A 21,635-nucleotide genomic window follows, 5' to 3' on the forward strand; every position below is an offset into this window, starting at 1 on the left:
GGATCCATGGAAACTTTTTTAGACGCCGCGCTGCACCAGACTTTCTTGCAGAACGCCTTAATAGGCGGTTTGCTGGCCAGCATCGCCTGCGGTATCGTCGGCTCCTTTGTCGTGGTCAAGCGCATCGGCTATATTGCCGGCGGCATCGCCCATGCCGTTCTGGGCGGCATGGGCATTGCCTACTATTTCGGCTACAGCCCCATCGGCGGCGCCATTGTGGCCGCCCTCCTGTCAGCCGGCATCATCGGCTGGATCAACCTGCACTGGCAACAGCAGGAAGACACCATCATCAGCGCCCTCTGGTCGGTGGGCATGGCCACCGGCGTGCTGTTCATTGCCCGCACCCCGGGCTACAACGTCGATCTCATGAGCTATCTCTTCGGCAACATTCTCATGATCCCCCGGCAGGATCTCTACCTGATATTCGTCCTCGACCTGGCTATCGCCCTGGTCATTCTGCTTTTCTACAAGCAATTTCTGGCCGTGGCCTTCGATGAGGAATTCGCCCGACTACGGGGTGTTCGCGTTGACCTCTTCTATCTGCTGCTTCTTGCCCTCGTCTCGTTGACCGTCGTCATCCTGATCCAGGTGGTCGGTTTGATCATGGTCATCGCCCTGCTCACCTTGCCGGCAGCCATTGCTGGACATTTTGTCCATTCCCTGGCTAAAATGATGGTGCTGGCGACGCTTTTTGGGGCTTTTTTTACCACCGGCGGGCTCTTCATCTCTTACCAGCCGGATCTTCCCGCCGGGGCCACTACCGTTCTGCTGGCGGGGTTGGGATATCTGCTTTCTTCCCTCTTTGCCAGCCTGCGCCATCGGATTCGACGTCCTATCGCCTCGCGTTGATCCCCAAGTCGACAGGACACCCTACTCTGGAGACCAACCATGATGACCGCTTTCTGGGGGATTATTACCCTCGGCATCCTGATATTTGTTCATGAACTGGGTCACTTTGCCGTCGCCAAATGGTCCGGCGTCAAGGTCCTGCGTTTTTCTCTCGGTTTCGGTCCCCGTCTGCTTAGCTGGAAAAAAGGGGAAACGGAATACCTGGTTTGCCTGCTCCCCTTTGGGGGCTATGTCCAGATGCACGGGGAACGCAAGAACAACCCCGACGAAGCGCCCGTCAGCAGCGACGACGACAGAGCCTTCACCAACAAAGGGGTTTTCACCCGCATGGCCATTGTGGCGGCGGGACCGCTGACCAACTTGTTACTCCCCTTTCTCATCCTGCCTGTCGCCTACCTTGTCGGGATACATACCCCCGCCTACCAGATCGCCACGCCACAGGTCGGCCATGTGGCCACGCAAAGCCCGGCCGACGACAGCGGCTTTCGTGAAGGGGATCTGCTCGCAAGTATCGAAGGGCGCCGGGTCGCGACCTGGGAAGAAGCCAATTCGGTGTTCGCCATGGCAGCCAAAGAAGAAGTGAGCGTCACCGTTAGCCGTCAGGGACAGAACCAGGATTTGCAGCTCGCCAAGGTCGCCGGTGAGAGCTACGACCTGCGCAGTGTCGGGATTTTTCCGGAGCAGGCCGCGGTACTCGGCGAGGTTTTCGAAGGGGATCCCGCCCGGGTAGCGGGCCTGCGCGAAGGGGATCGCATCGTCGCCATCAACGGCACGCCCATCAACAGCTGGTACGATGTCGGCACAGTTATCAATGCCGCGGGCGGGGCCGAGGTGACCGTGGAGGTACAGCGTGCGGAGGAGCGCCTTCGCTTTACCATGCTGCCGGAACAGAGCTCCCAGGGGCGTTTTCTTATCGGCATCTCGCCGCTGCAGGAGACTTACCTGAAGCACTTCCCCCCACTCGAAGCCGTAAAAGCCGGAGCCCAAAAGACAGTGGAGCTGATGCGCCTCACCGGCGATTTCCTGCGGCAGTTGGTGGCCGGCAACATTTCCACCGACAATATCGGCGGACCGGTTATGATCGTACAGACCGCCGGGGCCGCAGCCGAGACGGGAATAGCCGCCACCCTGCTTTTCCTAGCCTTTCTCAGCATTCAGCTCGGTTTTCTGAATCTGCTACCCGTGCCGGTGCTCGACGGCGGACATCTCGTCTTCTTTCTCATCGAACTGATTTTCGGCCGTCCCCTGCCCCAGGCCGCCCAGGAAACCGCTCTGAAATTCGGGCTACTCCTGTTGCTTCTGCTCATGGGGCTGGCCCTGTTCAACGATTTCAGCCGCTTCTTCTCCTGATCTCAGCTTGCAGCCTTGGCTTTCTCCGGTACTATTGGGGGAAACAACCATGGCCGTCCGCTCGCGACGGTACGACAGGGAGGTAATCCACGATGCATCAGTTAAAAGTTATACTGCTGGCAGGGATGGCCCTGATGCTGGCGCCTTTGAACCTGTGGGGGGCCGAAGAAGGCGTCACCTACCGCGGCCGCGGGGACAGCGCCCCCATTTTCAGCCTGGCGAGCAGCCAGGACCGGCTTTTTTCCTATGATCGGGATTTTTATGGCAAGCACCACCTGATCCTGACCTTTTTCCCTGCCGCTTTCACCCCTGTCTGAACGGGTGAAATGGAGGGTCATCAGAGGAACCTCTACCTCTATGACCGCTTCAACGCCCGCGTCGCGGGCGTCAGCCGGGACAACGTCGATACACTTAAATACTTCGCTGAAGAATACGGCCTGACCTTCCCCCTCTTCTCCAACACCTCTTCCTACCTGGGAACCTGGCTCGGCGCCTACGCGCCGGGGTCGCCCGTCTTTGCCCGGCGGACCGTAGTCATCGACAAATGGGGGACCATCCGCTACAGCAAGAGCGGCAATCCGAACTATCATGAAGTTTTGCAGGTCCTTAAAGAGCTGCATGCCGAGGAGGTGTCGCCATGATTTTTTCCCTCACCGGTCTATGGCGCCAGCTGGTTATTCTGGCGATTCTGCTGCTCTTTTCCGGCTGCGCCTGGCTTCCCACCCCCGCCCCGCCGCCGGTCGTCCTTCAGGTCCAGGAAGACGGTACCTCGGTGTGGCAGGACGAATTCGCCTTTGTCCCGCCGCCAGCCCCCTGGGAGCTCGTTCAACTTGATGAAGACGATTATTCGCTGGCGTACATGAAATTGTGCCGGGACAGCTATCCCTGCCAGTCCACTCTGGCCTATGCGGAAGAACCCTTTGGCTATTCTCTTGATTTTGAACGGCGGGTACCGGAGTTTTTCAAACGATTCCTCTGGGCCTCCCGGGTACAGTTCGCCAAACCGACTCTGGAGAAGACGACTCTCTTCGGAAAGGAAGCGCTGATCGCCGACACCGAAGGGATTGAGCCTGTCAAGGGCCACAAGGTCTGGAGCAAAATCGTCTTTGCCCGTCGAGGCGAGCGGGTCGTCGCCTTCTACTATACCCAATGGCGGCCGGCGGAAGCCGACTACGATCAGGCGGACGTGGAGGCCTTTGACCGTTTCGTCGAGACCTTCCGCTACCTCAAACCCTCCTTTTACGAAACCTTGTAGCAAAACGATAAGAGATCATAAAAAAAGACGGATCACTTTGGCGAGTGATCCGTCTTTTTTTATGCCTGTGAGAATACCTGCTCAGAAATTGACGACCAGGGCCACGCCGAGGATTCTGTCGGTTTTTTCCGAGCCCGGCGCCGGCTCGTTGTCGTATTTCACGACATAACTGGTTTTCATGGACAGAAAACTGTTTAGGGCAGCGATCAGGGCCGTCTCGCTGTTCAACAACCAGTTGTCAGAATTCTCGAAATCAGGCAAATATTCGAGGGTCTGCGAAAAACGGTTCTTTTCGGTAAACTGGTATTGGTATTCGCCGAAAAGCCGCCCGCCCAGATATTCTTCGGAAGAACCGTCCGTGTATTCATCCATGGTATAGGTCAGGCCAGCCTCGCCACGCAGAAAGTGCTTGGGGCCGTCCAGAAATTTGTAGCCGACACCCAGCCCAAAGGTATAACGGCTGTCGATGCCGGCAAACTTGTCCTGCAGCCACCCGGCCGTGCCAAAAGTAAAGAGGCGCTCCGTCAGGGCGTAGTCCCCCCGCAGCTCCGTCATGTACGATTCCGCCGTTTTTTCCCCATCCGTCTCGCCGTACAGAGCCTGCAGCTTCCAGGTCGCCAGAATCCGTTCGGTGAGGGTCACCTGCATCTTGTTTTTAGCGGAAAGTGTGGTGACTTCCGTGTTGCCGCTGGTATCGACATAGGACAATTCCGCCTCATCGCTCCATTTCTTGTCTTCCGCCAGGGCTCCCGTCACTGGCAGCAGCAGCATTACAAAAACACTTAACAGCGTAAAAAATCGCATCATAACCTCCTTCAGCAGGGTTCACATAATCCATAGGCGACTGTGTTTCGACAAGCAACAGTATAGTTGATTTTTTTCGCGTCTGCAGGGACCGCGGGACGGTATTTTTACCCAACGTATGGTTATTTGGCGTATCCTACCAGAACCACCCACCGAAAAGACTGTCTTTTATTCATGAAATCAACTTCTTATGCCTCTTTTTATTCAGCCAAATTCTGGCATACTAGATGCTGTCATTGGAGGGAATCCCCACCCACAGCCCAAGGAGGTTACCCATGGTCTCAGGCAGTACCGCAGTCATCTTTCTTCTTCTGAGCGTCGGGCTCATCATCTTCCTGACGTCCAAGTACCGCATGAACCCCTTTGTCGTTCTCATCCTCGTCTCTTTCCTCTATGGCCTGCTGGTGCAGATGCCTCTTCCCGACATCGTCAAAAACATCCGTAACGGATTCGGCGGGACCCTCGGTTACATCGGTATCGTCATCGTGGCCGGCACCATCATCGGTACTATTCTGGAGAAGACCGGAGCGGCCCTGTCCATGACCCGAGCCATTCTCAAACTGGTCGGTAAGGAGCGCTCGCCCCTGGCCATGAGCGTAGCCGGCTACGCTATTTCCATCCCGGTTTTCTGCGACTCAGGCTATGTCATCCTGACCCCTCTCAACAAAGCCTTGGCCAAGGAGACGGGCAAATCCATGGCCGTCATGGCCGTGGCGCTGGCGACCGGCCTCTACGCCACCCACTGTCTGGTACCGCCAACCCCCGGCCCCATTGCGGCGGCGGGCATCCTCGGCGCCGACCTCGGCCGCGTGATCGGCATGGGATTGCTGGTCTCCATCCCCGCCATGCTGGCCGGCTATTTCTGGGCCACGCGTTTCGCGCGCCGCTATCAAATCGAATCGGACATGGAGGAGACCTACGAGCACCTCATCGGCAAATACGGCAAGCTGCCCGGCGCTTTTCATTCTTTCCTTCCCATTACCCTGCCGATCGTCCTGATTCTGCTCAAGTCGGTGGCTGAGTTCCCCACCAAACCCTTTGGCGAAGGGGGGATGGCCCAGGCCATGAGCTTTATCGGCGATCCCGTCACTGCTCTCACGCTCGGCATTCTCCTGGCCCTGACCCTGGTAGAGAAAGGGCAGATGAAGAATGCCCTCGACAACTGGATGGGCGAAGGGGTTAAGCACGCCGCTCTCATCCTGGCCATCACCGGCGCCGGCGGCGCTTTCGGCAGCATTCTCAAGGCTTCGCCCATCGCCACCTTTTTGGGAGAATCCCTGTCCACCCTGCAGCTTGGCATCTTTCTCCCTTTCGTCATCGCCGCCGCCATCAAAACCGCTCAAGGTTCTTCCACGGTCTCCATCATTACCACCTCGTCCATCATGGCCCCGCTCATGGTAGCCCTCGGGCTCGACCCGGTCTTCACCGTGCTGGCGATTGGCGCTGGCGCCATGACCGTTTCCCACGCCAACGACTCTTATTTCTGGGTGGTGACGCAGTTCTCCAACATGGACGTGCCGGTGGCCTACCGGGCCTACACCAGTGCCACTCTGGTGCTGGGTCTGGTCTCCATCGCCTGCATTTCGGTTCTTTCCTTCATCTTCTAAAGCCAGTCCCGTGGGGACGGTGAAAACCGTCCCCACGTCTGGTTCAAAGTTGTCACAACAGGTACCATTCACATGAGAAATCCTCTGACCTTCCTGCGTACCCGTCTGCTGGAGAGGCTGGCCATGAACAGCTTCGTCGCGGCCGATTTCGAAAAGTCGGCGGTGTATTGGCGCAAACTGGCCCGCCTTAATCCCGAGCACCCAGGCGTTCACTACAATCTCGGGCTGGTGCATATGGCCACCAAGAGCTACGAAGAGGCCGAGCAGGCTTTTCAGGCCGAGCTGACCCGTCAGGGGGAAACCCCGCCGCTGCTCAAAGTACTGGCGGAGTTGGCTTTTCTGAAGGGGGAGAGGATCGCGGCGCTGGATTTCTACCGCAAGGCCGCCCGCGCCGAGGGGCGCCTGTCCAAGGAAGGCCAGCTATTGGAAAGCAAAATCGCCCTGTGCAGCGATGACGAGCGCTTTGCGAGAGCACTGGCTGCCATAGACGATTTTGAGGCGGGATGCGCCCTGATGGAGGACGAGCGCTTCGATGAGGCGGAAAAGAAATACCAGCGGGCGGCCGAAGCGGACCCCACCCATTTTCTCGCCCGCAACAATCTGGGCGTCATCGCCATGAATGTCCAACGGGACCTGAAGCGGGCGCGCGCTTTTTTTGAGCAGGCGGACAATCTCATCGATCACCCCCTGGTCAAGGCCAATCTCCGAAAATTGAGCCATCTGGAAGCAGAGGAGCAGAGGACATGAACCGAGCGATGGAATTTCAGCACCTGAGCGATATCTTTGCCGCCGCCCTGGCCCGGGTCGATCCCTACCGCATGATTCTCAATCGTGTGCGCTTAAATGGCAGCCTGCTGACCATCGATATCGAGGACGATTTTTTCGAGGTCGACCTCAGCGACTACCGGCAGCTCTATGTCATGGGGACGGGCAAGGCGACGGCCAAGATGGCTCTGGCTTTCGAGGAGATCCTCGGTGAACGCATCGATCGGGGCCTCATCGCCGTCAAGTACGGCCACACCGAAACGCTCAACCATATTGAAACCTTGGAGGCCGGCCATCCCGTACCGGACGACAACAGCGTCCTGGCCGGCCAACGCATGCTGGAGATGGCCGCCGCCGCGGACGAAAAAACCCTGGTCATTCATCTCATTTCCGGTGGCGGCTCCGCCCTGCTGGCCTGCCCTTTCCAGGGCGACCACAGGGTGGAGAGCCTCAGCCTGGCCGACAAGCAGCAGGTCACCCGCGCCCTGCTGGCCTGCGGCGCCACTATCAACGAAATCAACGCCATCCGCAAACACCTGTCGGACATCAAGGGTGGTCGCCTGGCGCGGGCTATCGCCCCGGCCCGCTGCCTCAGCTTTATCCTTTCCGACGTGGTTGGTGACCGCCTCGACGCCATCGCTTCCGGCCTGACCAGCCCCGACCACACCACCTTTGCCGACTGCCTGGAGATCCTGAGCAAATACGACATCGCCGGTGAGATACCCACGAAAGCGCTGGCCGTTCTGCAAAAAGGCGCCGACGGCGAACTGAAAGAGACTCCCAAGCCGGGCGATGCCATTTTTGACCGCGTGGCCAACATCCTGATCGGCAGCAACTATGTCAGCCTGCTGGCCGCCCGCGACGCCGCCAGGCAATGGGGCTACCACACGACCATCCTCACCTCCCAGGTAAGCGGCGAGGCCCGCGAATGGGCCAAGGTGCTGGTGGGAATCGGCAAAGACATCCGCAAGGCCAGTGTGCTCAGTCCCAAACCGGCCTGCATTATCGCTGGCGGCGAGACTACCGTGACGCTGCGGGGCAAGGGAAAAGGAGGACGCAACCAGGAGATCGCCCTGGCAGCCCTGGCGGAGATGCAGCAGGACCCGGAAAACTGCCTCGGCCTCTACCTGCTGTCGGCTTCCACCGACGGCAACGACGGCCCCACGGATGCCGCCGGCGCCTTCGCCGCCGTGGAACTGCTGGCGGATGCGGAACAGATAGGACTGGCCGTCGGCGCGTTTCTACGCAACAACGATGCCTACACCTTCTTCGACCAGATCAACGGCCTGCTGAAGACGGGGCCGACCAACACCAACGTCTGCGACCTGCAGATCCTCATCGTTACGGAATAGCCCTCAGGGGCGGGTGAAGGAATAGGGATAGCTCAGATGGTCCGCATAGGTGCCGGCCAGAATCGCGGCAGCGTCCTCAGCGAAGACCCGTTCCTCGTTGGCGGGCACCACAAAGACCTTGACCGGCGAATCGTCGCGGGTGATGGTCGTTTCCCCCGGCATGGCCACGGCGGAGCGGTTGCGCTGGACATCGAGGTGAATGCCGAAAAACTCCATGTCCCGCAGAATCCGCTGCCGGCTCATCCATTCGAGGTCCCCCGCCCCGGAGGTAAAGACGATGGCGTCCACGCCGCCGAGAGCGCTCATGTAGGCGCCAATGTACTTGCGCAGCCGGTAGGTTTCCATGGCGAGGGCCAGTTCACAGCGCTCATCGCCATCCACCACGGCGGCCAGCACATCGCCGCGTTCGCTGAAGCGACCGGTGATGCCCCGCAGGCCGCATTCCAGATTGAGGATGCTGTCCATTTCCCGCGGTGAGTAGCCGCCCCGGGTCATGACATAGGGGAGAATGCCCGCATCGATATCGCCGCAGCGCGTCCCCATGATGGCCCCCTCCAGAGGTGTCATGCCCATGCTGGTGTCGACGGAGATGCCCTGGCGGATGGCGCAGAGGGAAACGCCGCGGTCGACGTGAATGGTGATAAGATTGCACTCGCCCGGCTCCTTACCCAGACGCACGGCCGCCCGCTTGGACATGTAGAGGTGGGAGGGGCCGTGGAAGCCGTAGCGACGCAGGCGGTGCTTTTCGTACCATTCATAAGGCAGAGGATAGATGAAGGCGGTCGGGCTCAGCGTCTGGTGAAAGGCCGTGTCGAACACGGCGATCTGGGGGACATCGGGGAGCAGGGCGATGGCCGCTTCGATACCGGCGATGTTCGGCTCATTGTGCAGGGGCGCCAGCCGGCGCAGGTCTTTGATGGTCGCCAGTACCTCGCCATCGATCTGCACCGAACGGGTAAAACGGTCGCCGCCGTGGGCGACGCGATGGCTGATGGCCCCGAGACGTTCCCCCTCCTGCAACACTCCCTGGTCGACATCGCTGAGCAGGTGGAGGATAAGGGCCAAAGCCTGGCGGTGATCGGCGCACTCCTGACTACTGACCTGGGTGGGACGTCCCGGCACATGGTGGGTCACCGTAGTGCCCCCCACCGCCACCCGATCCACCTGACCGCGGGCCAAAAGGACCCGCCGGTGCCAGTCGAAAAGATGGTAGCGCACCGAATAACTCCAACAGTTCAAAGTCAGTATGAACATCCCTTTCCCTTTCCGCTCAAGACCCTACCAGGTGCCACATATAATCCCACATAGCGAACCACGCCAATTTCGCACGATGCCCCACCGAATTCAACGATTTTTTCGGGCGCCACCCTTGCCCCTGCCCGGGGAGCCTTCTTCCTCATATCTTTTGATTTTCCGGCAAAAAGCGTCATAATAAAATCATTTAAAGCGCTTAGGTACAGAAAGGTCGGCACATGCCCAGAAAACTCGTCCGCAAAAGAGGCAAACCCGCCGGCTCGGCACCCGGCACCCTGATTCATGTCGGCGAGAAACGCACGGAATCTGTTCGCCTTCATTATATCGACTACGATGCCCATCAACTGGAGGAACAGGACGTTGCCGCCGACGAAGCCGCCGCCTGTTGTGCCCTCAAAGACCGCCCGTCCGTAAGTTGGATCAACGTCGACGGCATCCATCAACCGGCGACCATCCAGACGATTGGTGACTGCTTCAGCCTTCACCCCCTCGTCCAGGAGGACATCCTCAACACCGATCACCGGCCCAAGTTCGAAGCCTTTGACGATTATGCCTTTATTGTGCTCAAAATGCCTTTTTACGATCAGGAGCGCCGTGAGGTCCGCACCGAGCAGGTCAGTCTCATCCTGGGCAACCGCTTCGTGCTTTCCTTCCAGGAGAAAGAAGGGGATGTCTTTGACAAGATCAGGGATCGCCTGCGCAACAACAAGGGGCGCATCCGTAAGCTGGGGGCCGATTACCTGGCTTACGCCCTGATCGACGCTGTGGTCGACCACTATTTTTCCATACTGGAACAGATCGGCGACCAGATTGAAGATCTCGAGGATGAGCTGATCCTTGAACCGGATCAGGAGACGCTGCACGCCATTCACAACTTCAAGCGCGAGATGATTCTGCTGCGCAAATCGGTCTGGCCCCTGCGCGAATTGATCAGCGGCCTGCAGCGGGACGAGTCCGACCTGATCAGCGACACGACAAAGATCTATCTGCGCGACGTCTACGACCACACCATCCAGGTCATCGACACGGTGGAGACCTTCCGCGACATCATCGCCGGCATGCTCGACCTGTACCTGTCCAGTCTCAGCAACAGAATGAATGAGGTCATGAAGGTGCTGACCATCATGGCCACTATCTTTATTCCCCTGACCTTTCTGGCCGGTGTCTACGGCATGAACTTTCACTACATGCCCGAACTCACCTGGCGCTGGAGCTATCCCGCCTTCTGGCTGATTATGATCGCCATCGGCCTGGGCCTTTTCGTTGCCTTTAAAAGGAGAAAATGGCTGTGAAGCCCTCATCCTCATCAACCGGGATAGTCCTATGAAGAAGCAAAGCTGCCAGCGCCTCATGGAGCGCCGGGCCAAACGGGACTCTTTTCTGGGCACAGAAGACGGTCTGCCCCTTTTGGAGCAGTTTTTCACCGACCTGGAGTCCGCCTTCGTCGCCGCCCGACAAAACGCCCTGGCGCGCCTCGAAAAAAACCAGAATGCCTTGTCCCAGAGCCTCGACAAGGCGGCCGAGGACCTGGCGAAGAGCCGGGAAAAACTGTCCACCGCCTTCGACGAGACGGCCCAGGGGCAGGCAGGCGATGACAAGACGACCAAAAAACTGCAGAGTGAAATCGACGCCCAGATGCTGTGGCTCTATCAGCGCGTACGCTATCAGCTTGACCAGGCGCTCAAACCATTCACTGCCAAGCGCCGCCCGGTCGGGCAGAGCCTAGAACAGATTTATGATGGCTACCAGGCCTGTATCAAAAAACTGCCGCAGGAAATCGTCCTGATCAAGCCCCGCCAGGAAGACGCCGAGCCCCTCCATGGCCAGAGCATCTTCGCGCGGCAAAAAACGGCCTTTCTCGAGCGGGTCTGCGCCTCCTCCCTGGCCCCCCTTAACCGCTTCCTGTTCTGGCAGGCCCGACGGCAATTGCAGCGACGCTATCGCCAGATCCGTCTGCCGGCCCAGCAGCTTGCCCGTCAGCACCTGCCCGACCGGCAGCAGGTGAGTCAACACCGCCTGGTCAAGGATTATGAGGCCGTTTTCGAGAAGGCCAAAGAAAAGCTGGGGGATAGCTGGCGAAACCTGCGCTTCAACCTGACGGCCGCCATCGAAGAACTCAATGAGCTGCGGATTGAACGCCAGGAAGACAAAGAGGAAACCTTATCGGCCGAGGATTGGCAGGGCAAGCTGGCGGAGATACGCAAGCTGGTCATGGAGGTTCTGGAGCAGACCGCTGCCAGCCTGCAGGAAGTCGATGCGCCCCTGGTCTCTTTTTTTGAAGAGTTCCCCGCCCAACTCGACCTGGAACACGAGCGGCTGGCCTCCTTCCTGTACGAAGACATGCTCAAAGCCCGCCTCTGGCGAGCGCGCCTGCGCTGGGAATTTCATCGGCGCCTCCTGGCCATCCGTAGCCGCTTCAAGCGCCTGAGCAAAGAGCTGAATCTCCCTGCCGACCAGCAGCAGGCCAAAGGGCTGCTGGCGCAGCTGCGGAAAAAAGCGGCGGCGGTCCTCCCTTTTCTGGCCGTCAAGCAGGGGGCGGCGCAGGAAGAACTGCTGCGCATGGCCGATCTTCCTTCCAAGGCCGAACTGGCCCGGCAAAGCCAAAATCTTCCCCCGGTTTACCGGCGCCTTTTCAACACAGGCCCCCTGCGCAGCCGGGAGTTTCTCGTCGGCCGTGATGAAGAGATGGAGACGCTCTCCGAGGTGCTGAATCGCTGGCAGGAAGGGCGCACTTGCAGCGTGGCCATCACCGGCCCGGAAGGCAGCGGCAAGACCACCCTGGTCAACTGCTTCGCCAGTGAATATGGCGCCAGGCACCCCTTAATCCGACAGGTCATCGGACAAAGGCTGCGCCGCGAAGAGGATGTGCTCGCCCTCTTTGCACAATGGTTCGAAGAGGCTCCCCCTTTCGTCTCGCTGACGGATGTGGTGGCCTATATTCGGTCCCGGGAGCCGTTTATTCTGCTGGTGGAAGATGGCCATAATCTGCTGTTGCGCACCATCGGCGGACGCCAGGCCGCCGAAGCTTTTCTCTACGTGCTCCTGGCGACCCGGGGACACTGTCTGTGGCTGATGACCTTCCGGCAATATCCCTTCATCCGCCTCGATTATCAGCTGCGGCTTGGGCAGTACTTCACCCACCAGATACCGACCCTCTTCCACAGCAGCGCCGAAATCCGCGACATGCTGCTGCTGCGCCAGCACACCACCGGCTACAAACTGCATTTTTTGCCGGAAAAGGATAAGGAAGTGGCCGAAGACGCTTCCGAAGAAGACTTGGCCGCCGCACAAAAAGAGCGGAAGGAGAAATATTTTCGGCAGATGTTCGAGGCCTGTGGCGGAAATATCCACGCCGCGCTCTATTACTGGCAGTTGAGCGTCCACTATGACCTGGAGAGCAAGGAGATCCGCGTCTGCCCGCTGGGCCGGATCGATTACCGCTTTGTGAAGAGTCTCGATCGCCTCTACCTTTTCAGCCTCTCCGAGGTCATCAGCCATGGAGGGCTCTCAGTGGGAGAGCACAGTGAAATCTTCCGCCTTTCTCCCCTGCGCAGCCAGCTGACCCTCGACTATCTCGGGCAGATCAATCTGCTCGACGTCGCCGAAACCGAAGCCGAAGGTCTCGGGCGCCGCTATACCATCAACCCGATTTTTGTCGGGCCGGTCAGCGATATCCTGGTATCCCAGAACATCCTCTACTGACGGGGAAATCCATATGAAAGACGAAACCGCTAAATTTATTACCGAACTGTTCAGCGACAGCCGCCTGCTGGTGGCCCTGGCCGTCATTGTCGCCGTCTGGCTCTTCACACGGGCCCTGCAGAAACTGGCTGAAATTCTGGCCGACAAGTTTTCCCGCTACCGCCTATTCATCTCCAGCCTCTTTCCCGTACTGCGACTGCTGACCTGGCTCATCGCCATTCCGGCCATCACCTTCTCCATCCTCGAACCTCCCATGAACACGGTGCTGGCCATCACGGCTTCGGCCGGCCTGGCCATCGGCCTCGGCGCCCAGGATCTCATCCGCAACCTCATCGCCGGCATCCTCATCCTCTTCGACCGCCCCTTTCGGGTGGGCGACATGGTTAAAGCGGGGGATCATTATGGGGAAATCACCGATATCGGGCTGCGCTCCGTCACCCTGCATACCTTCGATGACAGCTATGTCACCCTGCCCAACTCCATGGTGCTGGGCCAGGCCGTTTCCAATTCCAACACGGGAGAACTCGATGAGATGATCGTCACCGAGCTTCTGCTGCCGGCCGCCATCGACACCCAGACGGTCCGGGAGATTGCCTGGGAGGCGGCGGCCTGCTCACCCTACGTCTATCTGAAAAAACCGATCACCATCATCGTTGAAGATCATTTCGACTTCACCTTTCTCACCCGTTACAAGATCAAGGCCTATGTACTCGACGTCCGTCTGGAGCGTCTGATGGCCAGCGACATCACCGAGCGTATCAAGCAGGAGATCAATCGGCGGGGTTTGCTGCCTCAGGCTGAGGCCAATAAGAGCCTTCAGGCTACCGGTCCCTTGCCTGCGACGCCGGCCCCAGCGGAGAAGAGTACTCCGTGAACTGGACCATCCTGCTCGTCTTCCTTTTTGTCTACCTTGGCATGATCCTCGGCCGACTGCCCGGCTTTGCCCTCGACCGCACCGGCATTGCCCTGCTTGGCGCCCTGCTGCTGCTTGTCACCGACCAACTGACCCTGACCGAAGCCTGGCTGGCCGTCGATGTGCCGACCATCGCCCTGCTCTTTGGCCTGATGATCGTCTCCGCCCAGTTCCGGCTCGGCGGTTTTTACAGTCGGCTGACTCTGGGGCTGGCCGCAGCAGATCGCTCCCCCGAACGTCTGCTGGCCCTGATGATTGCTGCCAGCGGCCTGCTCTCGGCCCTGCTCGCCAACGATATCGTCTGCCTGGCCATGGCGCCCATGCTGGTGGAAGGCTGCCTGCGGCGGCAACTCAACCCCAGACCCTTTCTGCTGGCCCTGGCCTGTGCCGCCAATGTGGGTTCGGCCGCCACCCTCATCGGCAATCCCCAGAACATGCTCATCGGCCAGAGTCTCGAGCTGTCCTTTGCCGGCTATCTTCTCGACGGCGGCCTGCCCGCCCTGCTCGGTCTCGGCCTGACCTGGTGGATCATCGCCCGCGTCTATCGCGGGCGTTGGCACTGCGAGCTGCCTCCCCTGAAGGTCGAGGCGCCCGTCTATGACCCTTGGCAAACACGCAAGGGTTTTCTCGTGCTGATTCTGCTGGTCGCCGCCTTTCTCGTGGCGCCCTGGCCTCGGGAACTGCTGGCCCTGGCCGCGGCGGGCTTCCTGCTTAGCAGCCGTCACCTCGCCTCGCGGCGTATCCTGGCTCTGGTCGACTGGCAGCTACTCGTCCTATTCATTGGCCTCTTCATCGTCAATCAGGCTTTGGCCGATGCCGGCTTGCTGGCTCAGGGCATGCAGGCCCTCGCCGCCACCGGCGTCGATCTGCACCAGCCCGGTTGGCTCTTCGCCGTCACCGTGCCCCTCGCCAATCTCGTCTCCAACGTGCCGGCCACCCTGCTGCTGCTGCCCGCCGCCACCCACCCCCTGGCCGGACCGGTCCTCGCCCTGGCCAGCACTCTGGCCGGCAACCTGCTTATCGTCGGCAGCATCGCCAACATCATCGTCGTCGACCAGGCCGCCCGGCTTGGTATCACCATCGACTGGCGTGAGCATGCCCGCATCGGCATCCCCGTTACCCTGGCGACCCTCACCGTCGCCGCCCTGTGGCTCTGGTGGCGGGCTGGAATGATCGCTGGCGGCTAGCCGCGAGAAAGGATGATTCATGACCGCCGTTCCCTCCCTGCGCCTTCGCTCTCTCAACGACAAGGCCCCGCGGCCCGAGGGGCAGTTCGTCCTCTACTGGATGGTCGCCTTTCGGCGCCCGCACTGGAATTTCGCCCTGCAACACGCCGTGGAACTCGCCCTGAAATACCAGCGTCCCCTGCTGGTGGTGGAGAGCCTGCGCTGTGATTATCCCTGGGCCAGCGATCGCCTCCATACTTTTCTCCTCGACGGCATGGCCGACAACGCCCGTCTGTTGCGAGATAGCCCTGTCACCTATCACCCCTATGTGGAGCCGCATCCTGGCGCTGCAAAGGGACTCATCCTTTTTCTCGCCCGGTCTGCCTGCGCCATCGTCAGCGATGATTTCCCCTGTTTTATTCTGCCCGACATGCTCCAGACCGCCGCAGCGCAATGCCCTGTGGCCTTCACCGCCGTGGACAGCAACGGCATCCTGCCCCTGCGAGCCACCGAGACCCTCTATCCCTCAGCCTATGCCTTCCGCCGTTTTCTGCAGAAAAACCTGGTCGGCCCCCTGCTCAGCCCCCCCCAGGCCGATCCTCTCAAGGGACTGCCGCTGCCCGAGCTGAAACCGCTTCCCGAAGAGTTAAGCCAGCGCTGGCCGGCCTGCCCTGTCGAACGACTTCAGAAGCCGCAAACGGTGCTCGCCGAGCTTCCCCTCGACCACAGCGTACCCCCTGTCGACATTAAAGGCGGCCCCCTCGCAGCCCAAAAAAACATGGAGGACTTTCTCCAGCACAAGCTAAGCCGCTACGCCAATGAACGCAACGAACCAGAAGCCGAGGTCACCAGCGGGCTCTCTCCCTATCTGCACTTCGGCCATATCAGCGCCCACCAGATCGTCCACGAGCTGTTGCAGACTCAGGGCTGGTCTCCTCACCGCCTCGAAAGCAAACCGCGAGGGCAGAAAGAAGGCTGGTGGGGGCTCGACGTCAACGCCGAAGCCTTCCTCGATCAGCTCATCACCTGGCGCGAGCTCGGCTTCAACATGTGCGCGCTCAACCCGCTCTACGATCGCTACGAATCACTGCCGCCCTGGGCGCGGGCCAGCCTCGAAGCGCACGCCGACGATCCGCGCCAAACCCTCTACACCCTGGATGAATTCGCCGCCGCAACCACCCACGACCCCCTGTGGAACGCCGCCCAGCGCCAACTCGTGCGCGAGGGGCGCCTGCACAACTATCTGCGTATGCTCTGGGGAAAAAAGATACTCGAATGGACCCGCCATCCCCGGCAGGCCTTGGAAGTGATGATCGAACTCAACAACCGCTACGCCCTCGACGGCCGCGACCCGAATTCGACCAGCGGCATCTTCTGGTGCTTGGGACGCTACGACCGCCCCTGGGGGGAGCGGCCGATTTTCGGCAAAATCCGCACGATGAGTTCGGAACGTACGGCCAAAAAGGTGCGGGTAAGAACGTATCTGGAGACTTATGGGGAGTAGGGGGATTCGGTCTGCACAGACAGGGCTGAGGCATACCCCCAAAAGAAAAGTTTCTGGTTCCTACCTCAATTCACTAATCCGCAGTTGAAGACGCTTTGCCATTTCCGGATTGAGCACACTTAGCCGGGGCAGCAGGTTAAGCGCCGAGGCAACGTCCCTAAGATCAAGGTATGTCAAACCGACATTATAGAGGGTACCTGCGTGGTTTGGGTTCAGCTGTGCTGCCACTAGGAAAGCCTGTAGCGCTTCTTTCAACTCTCCTTTTTTATTGAGGGCAACACCAAGATTGAAATAGGTCATCGGGTCTGACCTGTCCAGTTCCAGAGAACGCCGGTAATGATAGATGGCATCCTCCAAGCGGCCCAAACGCTCGTAGGCCAAGGCCAGATTAAAATACACCGTGGCATTATACGGCTCCAGCATCAGCCCTTTCTGCAGATAGGCGGCAGCTTCCGCATATTTGCCTTGAAAGTTATATAAAACACCCAGGTTATTGTAGAGCTTAAAATGAGAAGGGTTTCGGCGAACTCCCTCCAAAAGAATCTGCACCGCTTTCTTGTGCTGCTTCTGGGCGGCGTAAACCATGGAAAGGTTAATGTGTAACAAAACGTAATCGGGGTTAATTTCAAGGGCCCGCTCATAAAGTTGCTGGGCTTCCTCCAAGCGCCCCTGTTTTCTGTACACATTGGCCAAATCAAGATGGACACGTTCGCTGCGAGGTGCCCGGCGGAGGTTATCTTCATAAAAAGCGGCAGGGTCATTCCACAGATCATTTCGTTGCCAGGTCAAAACCGACAGAGCAGCGACGAGTAAAAATGTTCCGACCCAAGCGCCTCGACCCGGCAACCGAGCAAGCGCGGCCATCACGACCAGCGCAAAACCGAACATCGGGATATAGAGTCTGTGTTCAAAAACAGGATCCAGGGGAATTATAGTGGACTCTACCGCCAATCCCAAAAAGAACCAGAGAATACCGGCCGATAGGTACGGCAGCCGTTTCCGCATATATGCAGCCGTAGCCAGCAGGGCCACAACTCCTAAGGCGGCGATTAAGGTCTTGGCTTCCCACACTGTGGCGACAATAGGGATATCGTAATCAAGAGCCTGACCGTAAGGAACAAAGAGTAACCGGAGGTAAAGCCAGATGACGGAAAATTCGGTGGCCAGATAGTTTAGGGGCGAGAGGTGCCGGAGATGGACCAAATCCGGCATACCGCCGACATTGGCGATCCCCTCGCCTGACAGCGCCGGCAGCAGGAGACTGGTCACCGCCAATCCAATGGGAGCAATAGCAAATGGCGCGACATACCAGAACTGTCTCGACCAGGACAGACGCCGCTCTTCCGCCAAGAAATAGCGATCAAAGAGGATGATTGCCACCGGCAATACCGCCGTGTTCTGTTTAAAGAAAACGGCGAGAACACCGCAGACTATCGCGCTGCCGTAAAATACCCAGTGTCGGCTTTCCTTATGATCCGTGTTCTCCCGCGCCCGCACGTACAAATATAGGGCCAGAAAGAAAAACAGGGCGGCAAGGCTGGTCATGCGTTGCACGATGTAGGTCACTGCCTGCGTCTGCAACGGGTGGGCAACAAAGATGAGAGCTCCCCCTAGGGCGAGCAGATAGCGTGATGGAAAGACTCGCTTGAACAGGAGAAAGACCAGGCATGAAGTCACCAGATGGATGACAATATTGACGATATGGTAACCGACCACTTTCGTACCGCCATAGTGGTAGTTGAAGGCAAAGGTCAGGTTGGCAAAACCCCTCCCAGAAAAGAGGTCTTCCCAAGCCTCTGAAAGTTGATGGATCGTGCGATTTTCCACGATGGCACGCACATCGTCCATATACCAGGGCACCTGCAGGGTATGGGCATATATGAGTATCCCCAACAGACAGATTCCGACAAAGGCCGCAAGATCTCCTCGCCCGGTTCCCTCCCAGCTTTTATTTTTCGACTCCGCCATCGTTCCTCGCTCCTATGCTTCCTCAGGCGATTTTAACGGCTTACGAAGTGCCGTCATCAAAATCGCCAGGAGAACTTTGATCATGTAATAGACCCCTGTAATACCCGCAATCGACGAGCCTCCCCCCTGTCTCTCGCGCATCAAGGTGACGGCTTCGGCTATGCGGAAACCATTGCGGCCCAAAAGTATCACCGCTTCCGGCTCAGGATAATCCACCGGGTAATGCCTGGCCAGAAACTCAATCGCTTTTCGTCCATAAACCCGGAATCCCGATGTGTTATCCGTCACACGCTGACCGATCAGCAGCGAATTGACCACCTGAAAAAGACGAATGCCCATACGCCTGGCAAAGGTCGAACGATACCCCGCCTGCTGTTTGAGAAACCGCGAGCCGATCACCATTTGAGCTTCTTCCGCCGTCAAAGCCTTGAGTAGCCCAGGTATTTCACTCGCCAGGTGTTGGCCGTCACCATCGAACTGAATGGCGAGGCTGTAGCCATGGGTGGCCGCGTATTTAAAGCCAGTTTGCACGGCCCCGCCAATCCCGAGATTTTTCGGCAAATCGATTACCCGTGCCACACCGCTGGCTCTGGCCTGCGCCGAGGTCGCATCGACAGAACCGTCGTTGACGACCAGGATATCCAGGGGCAGGTTGATCGAACGCAGATCCTCAATGACCTGGCCAATGGCCTTCGCCTCGTTGTAGGCGGGTACAATGACCAGCAGATCGGCTTCTTTCGGCTGGAATGACAATCGGTTAAGGCCAAGCTCCTGGATCATCTCCTTGTTCTGTTCGGAGAGTCTCGTCACGACCACCGTCAGATGGATGAGCAGGAGAAACGTGAACCCCGTGGTCATCAGCGTCAAAACACTCGGAGGGTAAGCGATACCGAACAGCTGGCCGAGGCGATCGATGGCGAAGCGATCAAGGGAAAGGTAGAGAAGAAAAAGGCTCATGGCGAACCAAAGGATGGAATATTCCTCCTTGACGCGCCGGTTCTTCACCAGGCTGAAAATGAAAAAAAAGATAAACAGGCTAAAGAGAATGGAAAAGAACTGAATCCTGTCGAAAACAAAAATGTTCGGCATTAGGTCGCGTCTCCCTGTGATGCCGCCTGTGCTGGCATATCGAGCAGTTCTTTGAAGGTAATTCCATGGTGGCGTAACAGCTGGGCATACTCCCGCCCGGTCAGTTTTCTCATCTGCATTAGCTGACGGCGCTTGCGCAGCACCTGCGGCATCCCCCGCAAACTATCCCATATCCCTTTCAGGAGCGCCCCGACAAGTTCCACCCGGGAATCACCGTCACGGAACTCCCCGCCTGTACCACGCGAGGCCAATACCGCCTGTGCTTGCTCGAGGTAGCGCCAGACAGTAAAAAAGGGGAGCATCACAAGGAAATTCAAGGGAAAGTTTTTAAGGACCACCCAAAAATGATTGCGCTCAACCAGATACACCTTGAAGGGTGACAGGCTGCCACTGGTCTGCGAATACTTGTGATAGACGACGGCCCCGGTGGCGATAACAGCGCCCCAACCAGCCAGTCTGCCACGCAATCCCAGGTCAGTGTCTTCAGCATAGGCAAAAAAGTCTGCATCGAAAAACCCGACCGACTCCAGCATGGCCCTGCGATATAAGGCCGCACAAGCACTCGGAATAAGGATGTCCTCCACGGCCGGCAGATTTAGAGACGACCAGAGTCTGTTACGGAACCGGCCCCGGGACATGCCATCCTTGCAAATGGCCAGCCCCAGTGAGTCGATGACATCCGGATTGGTGAACGAACAGATCCGGCACCCCACCATTCCAGCGTGGGGATGATCGTCGGCGACCTGGACCAGGAGCTCCAGCCAATCCGGCTCCACCTGCGTATCGTTGTTCAAGGTAACGATGTATTCCCCGCGGGCCTGGTTGAACCCCAGGTTGTTTCCGGCCGCAAACCCCGTATTTTCCGGCAGCTCCACTAGACGGACCCAAGGGTATGCGTGACGCACGAACTCCACCGAACCGTCAATGGAACCATTATCCACCAGAACAACTTCAAACTCTTTAAAGCTTTGAGCCGCTAGACTGTCCAGGCACGTCGCCAAATGGTTACGACCATTCCAATTGACGATGATTATTGAAACCTTGTCCATCAAAGCGACATCCATTCCCTTCCTGCCATTTTTGTCCATCTCTCTGGAAGCTGTCCTCTGTTCGGAAATAGCTTCAGCAAAGAAGCATCCAGCCAATATTCCGAATGGCTCCGCTATAGAAAAACCCATATCTTAAAATGGCCCGCCGCTTTTCGAAAAAACCGAAGACAGGCATGCGGATAAAGGCGTCCAGCGTGGCCCGCTCGTTGCTCCCCATAATATCTCTGTATCGTTCATAGAACGCCTTGGCCTGCACGCGATTGCGAGCCATTACCTCACCGACCAGGGAAAGCCTAAACAACAATCGGGCTGCGTATAGGGGATTCCAGGCTTGTGCCCCCACCGCATTGCCCCCATGCTGGCGATAGAGCAGGGTCGGCACGGGCAGATAGACAATCTTGCCGAAACAGGCAGCAACCAGGCTCAACCAATGATCATGCATAAGAGCGTTCGCCGGCAGCGGCAGGGCGAGCTCGCGCAGGGCTTTATTCAACATGATCGTACAGCCAGTCGCGACATTCTGCACCAGCAGGCGGCCCAGCGTACCGCCTCGCTCAGCGTTTATCTGTTGAAAACGATGACCTGAGTCAGCTATCGGACTCAATTTGTCATCCACAATGCCAAAGTCTGTATGCACCATCAAAGGTGTTTCCGCCCCGTAGGCCTTCTCGGATTCCTTCATCCTGGCAAAAGTCAGACTAATTTTTTCCGGTAGCCAGACATCATCCTGGTCGCAAAGCATTAGATAAGGCGCCGTGCTTCGCTCCATGAGTCGTGCGAAGTTACCCGCAGCCCCTAGGTTTGTTCCCTCATCTTCATAAATGATTAACCGGTCACCCAGCCGCGTTTGCTGCGCCCGGAGGAACGCCAAAGTGCCATCCTTGGAGCCATCATCCCGAACTAGCAGACGCCAGTCCTGAAAGTCCTGCGCCATCAGGCTGGCAATTTGTTCTTCCAGCCAGGCTTCGCCATTATATGTTGCCAACAAAATATCGACCATGGCCATCC

General features: G+C 58.3%; 19 protein-coding genes. 13 read left to right on the plus strand and 6 right to left on the minus strand.

Going from position 1 to position 21,635, the window contains the following annotated elements; translation table 11 throughout:
• Positions 1-6: 6 nt before the first annotated feature.
• The 5 genes from MJO47_RS00710 (at position 7) to MJO47_RS00730 (ending at position 3,454) form a co-directional block, all read left to right on the plus strand.
• Positions 7-849 carry a metal ABC transporter permease gene (locus MJO47_RS00710; RefSeq protein WP_253959200.1) on the plus strand — a complete coding sequence of 281 codons (843 nt, stop codon included), beginning with the start codon at positions 7-9 and terminating at the stop codon, positions 847-849.
• A gap of 39 nt (positions 850-888) precedes the next feature.
• On the plus strand, positions 889-2,199 hold the full coding sequence (gene rseP, locus MJO47_RS00715; protein WP_253959201.1) for an RIP metalloprotease RseP: 1,311 nt from the start codon (positions 889-891) through the stop codon (positions 2,197-2,199).
• Between the two features lie 92 nt (positions 2,200-2,291).
• Positions 2,292-2,516 (plus strand): hypothetical protein, encoded by a 225-nt coding sequence (locus MJO47_RS00720; RefSeq protein WP_253959202.1) that lies wholly within the window; start codon positions 2,292-2,294, stop codon positions 2,514-2,516.
• A gap of 9 nt (positions 2,517-2,525) precedes the next feature.
• Positions 2,526-2,840 (plus strand): peroxiredoxin, encoded by a 315-nt coding sequence (locus MJO47_RS00725; protein WP_253959203.1) that lies wholly within the window; start codon positions 2,526-2,528, stop codon positions 2,838-2,840.
• A complete protein-coding gene (locus MJO47_RS00730; protein WP_253959204.1) occupies positions 2,837-3,454 on the plus strand; it encodes a hypothetical protein in 618 nt (205 codons plus the stop codon). Before MJO47_RS00725 ends, MJO47_RS00730 begins: the two co-directional genes overlap by 4 nt.
• 81 nt (positions 3,455-3,535) lie before the next feature.
• Here MJO47_RS00730 and MJO47_RS00735 read toward each other — a convergent pair whose 3' ends face one another.
• A complete protein-coding gene (locus MJO47_RS00735; RefSeq protein ID WP_253959205.1) occupies positions 3,536-4,261 on the minus strand; it encodes a YdiY family protein in 726 nt (241 codons plus the stop codon).
• A gap of 272 nt (positions 4,262-4,533) precedes the next feature.
• Between MJO47_RS00735 and MJO47_RS00740 the strand changes: the two genes are divergently transcribed.
• The 3 genes from MJO47_RS00740 (at position 4,534) to MJO47_RS00750 (ending at position 7,982) form a co-directional block, all read left to right on the plus strand.
• The gene (locus MJO47_RS00740; protein ID WP_253959206.1) at positions 4,534-5,865 is read left to right on the plus strand and encodes a GntP family permease; all 1,332 of its coding nucleotides are present in this window, start codon (positions 4,534-4,536) and stop codon (positions 5,863-5,865) included.
• A 72-nt stretch (positions 5,866-5,937) separates the two neighbouring features.
• The gene (locus tag MJO47_RS00745) at positions 5,938-6,612 is read left to right on the plus strand and encodes a tetratricopeptide repeat protein (protein WP_253959207.1); all 675 of its coding nucleotides are present in this window, start codon (positions 5,938-5,940) and stop codon (positions 6,610-6,612) included.
• On the plus strand, positions 6,609-7,982 hold the full coding sequence (locus MJO47_RS00750; protein ID WP_253959208.1) for a glycerate kinase: 1,374 nt from the start codon (positions 6,609-6,611) through the stop codon (positions 7,980-7,982). The genes MJO47_RS00745 and MJO47_RS00750 overlap by 4 nt, the downstream gene beginning before the upstream one ends.
• A 3-nt stretch (positions 7,983-7,985) precedes the next feature.
• Here the strand turns inward: MJO47_RS00750 and MJO47_RS00755 are convergent, their stop codons facing one another.
• Positions 7,986-9,236 carry an acetate/propionate family kinase gene (locus MJO47_RS00755; RefSeq protein ID WP_253959209.1) on the minus strand — a complete coding sequence of 417 codons (1,251 nt, stop codon included), beginning with the start codon at positions 9,234-9,236 and terminating at the stop codon, positions 7,986-7,988.
• A 218-nt stretch (positions 9,237-9,454) separates the two neighbouring features.
• Between MJO47_RS00755 and corA the strand changes: the two genes are divergently transcribed.
• The 5 genes from corA to MJO47_RS00780 are packed head-to-tail and all read left to right on the plus strand — an operon-like array spanning position 9,455 to position 16,521.
• Positions 9,455-10,528 (plus strand): magnesium/cobalt transporter CorA, encoded by a 1,074-nt coding sequence (gene corA, locus MJO47_RS00760; RefSeq protein WP_253959210.1) that lies wholly within the window; start codon positions 9,455-9,457, stop codon positions 10,526-10,528.
• A 31-nt stretch (positions 10,529-10,559) separates the two neighbouring features.
• Positions 10,560-12,938 (plus strand): ATP-binding protein, encoded by a 2,379-nt coding sequence (locus MJO47_RS00765; protein WP_253959211.1) that lies wholly within the window; start codon positions 10,560-10,562, stop codon positions 12,936-12,938.
• A gap of 13 nt (positions 12,939-12,951) precedes the next feature.
• Complete coding sequence (locus MJO47_RS00770) at positions 12,952-13,812, plus strand: mechanosensitive ion channel family protein (RefSeq protein ID WP_253959212.1); 861 nt, start codon at positions 12,952-12,954, stop codon at positions 13,810-13,812.
• Positions 13,809-15,038, plus strand: a complete 1,230-nt coding sequence (locus MJO47_RS00775; protein ID WP_253959213.1) for an SLC13 family permease — start codon at positions 13,809-13,811, stop codon at positions 15,036-15,038. The genes MJO47_RS00770 and MJO47_RS00775 overlap by 4 nt, the downstream gene beginning before the upstream one ends.
• Before the next feature lie 19 nt (positions 15,039-15,057).
• The gene (locus tag MJO47_RS00780) at positions 15,058-16,521 is read left to right on the plus strand and encodes a deoxyribodipyrimidine photolyase (protein WP_253959214.1); all 1,464 of its coding nucleotides are present in this window, start codon (positions 15,058-15,060) and stop codon (positions 16,519-16,521) included.
• Between the two features lie 60 nt (positions 16,522-16,581).
• Here MJO47_RS00780 and MJO47_RS00785 read toward each other — a convergent pair whose 3' ends face one another.
• The 4 genes from MJO47_RS00785 to MJO47_RS00800 are packed head-to-tail and all read right to left on the minus strand — an operon-like array spanning position 16,582 to position 21,627.
• Entirely contained in the window at positions 16,582-18,489 is a 1,908-nt protein-coding gene (locus MJO47_RS00785) for a tetratricopeptide repeat protein (RefSeq protein WP_253959215.1), read from the minus strand.
• 12 nt (positions 18,490-18,501) lie between these two features.
• On the minus strand, positions 18,502-19,578 hold the full coding sequence (locus MJO47_RS00790) for a DUF2304 family protein (RefSeq protein WP_253959216.1): 1,077 nt from the start codon (positions 19,576-19,578) through the stop codon (positions 18,502-18,504).
• Positions 19,578-20,642: a glycosyltransferase family 2 protein gene (locus MJO47_RS00795; protein WP_253959217.1), complete on the minus strand. Its 1,065-nt coding sequence runs from the start codon at positions 20,640-20,642 to the stop codon at positions 19,578-19,580. Before MJO47_RS00795 ends, MJO47_RS00790 begins: the two co-directional genes overlap by 1 nt.
• Before the next feature lie 58 nt (positions 20,643-20,700).
• Positions 20,701-21,627, minus strand: coding sequence for a glycosyltransferase family 2 protein (locus MJO47_RS00800; RefSeq protein ID WP_253959218.1), 927 nt, complete (start codon positions 21,625-21,627; stop codon positions 20,701-20,703).
• Between the last annotated feature and the right edge of the window lie 8 nt (positions 21,628-21,635).

It is taken from the genome of Desulfuromonas sp. KJ2020 (assembly GCF_024197615.1).
Taxonomy (GTDB): Bacteria; Desulfobacterota; Desulfuromonadia; order Desulfuromonadales; family SZUA-540; genus SZUA-540.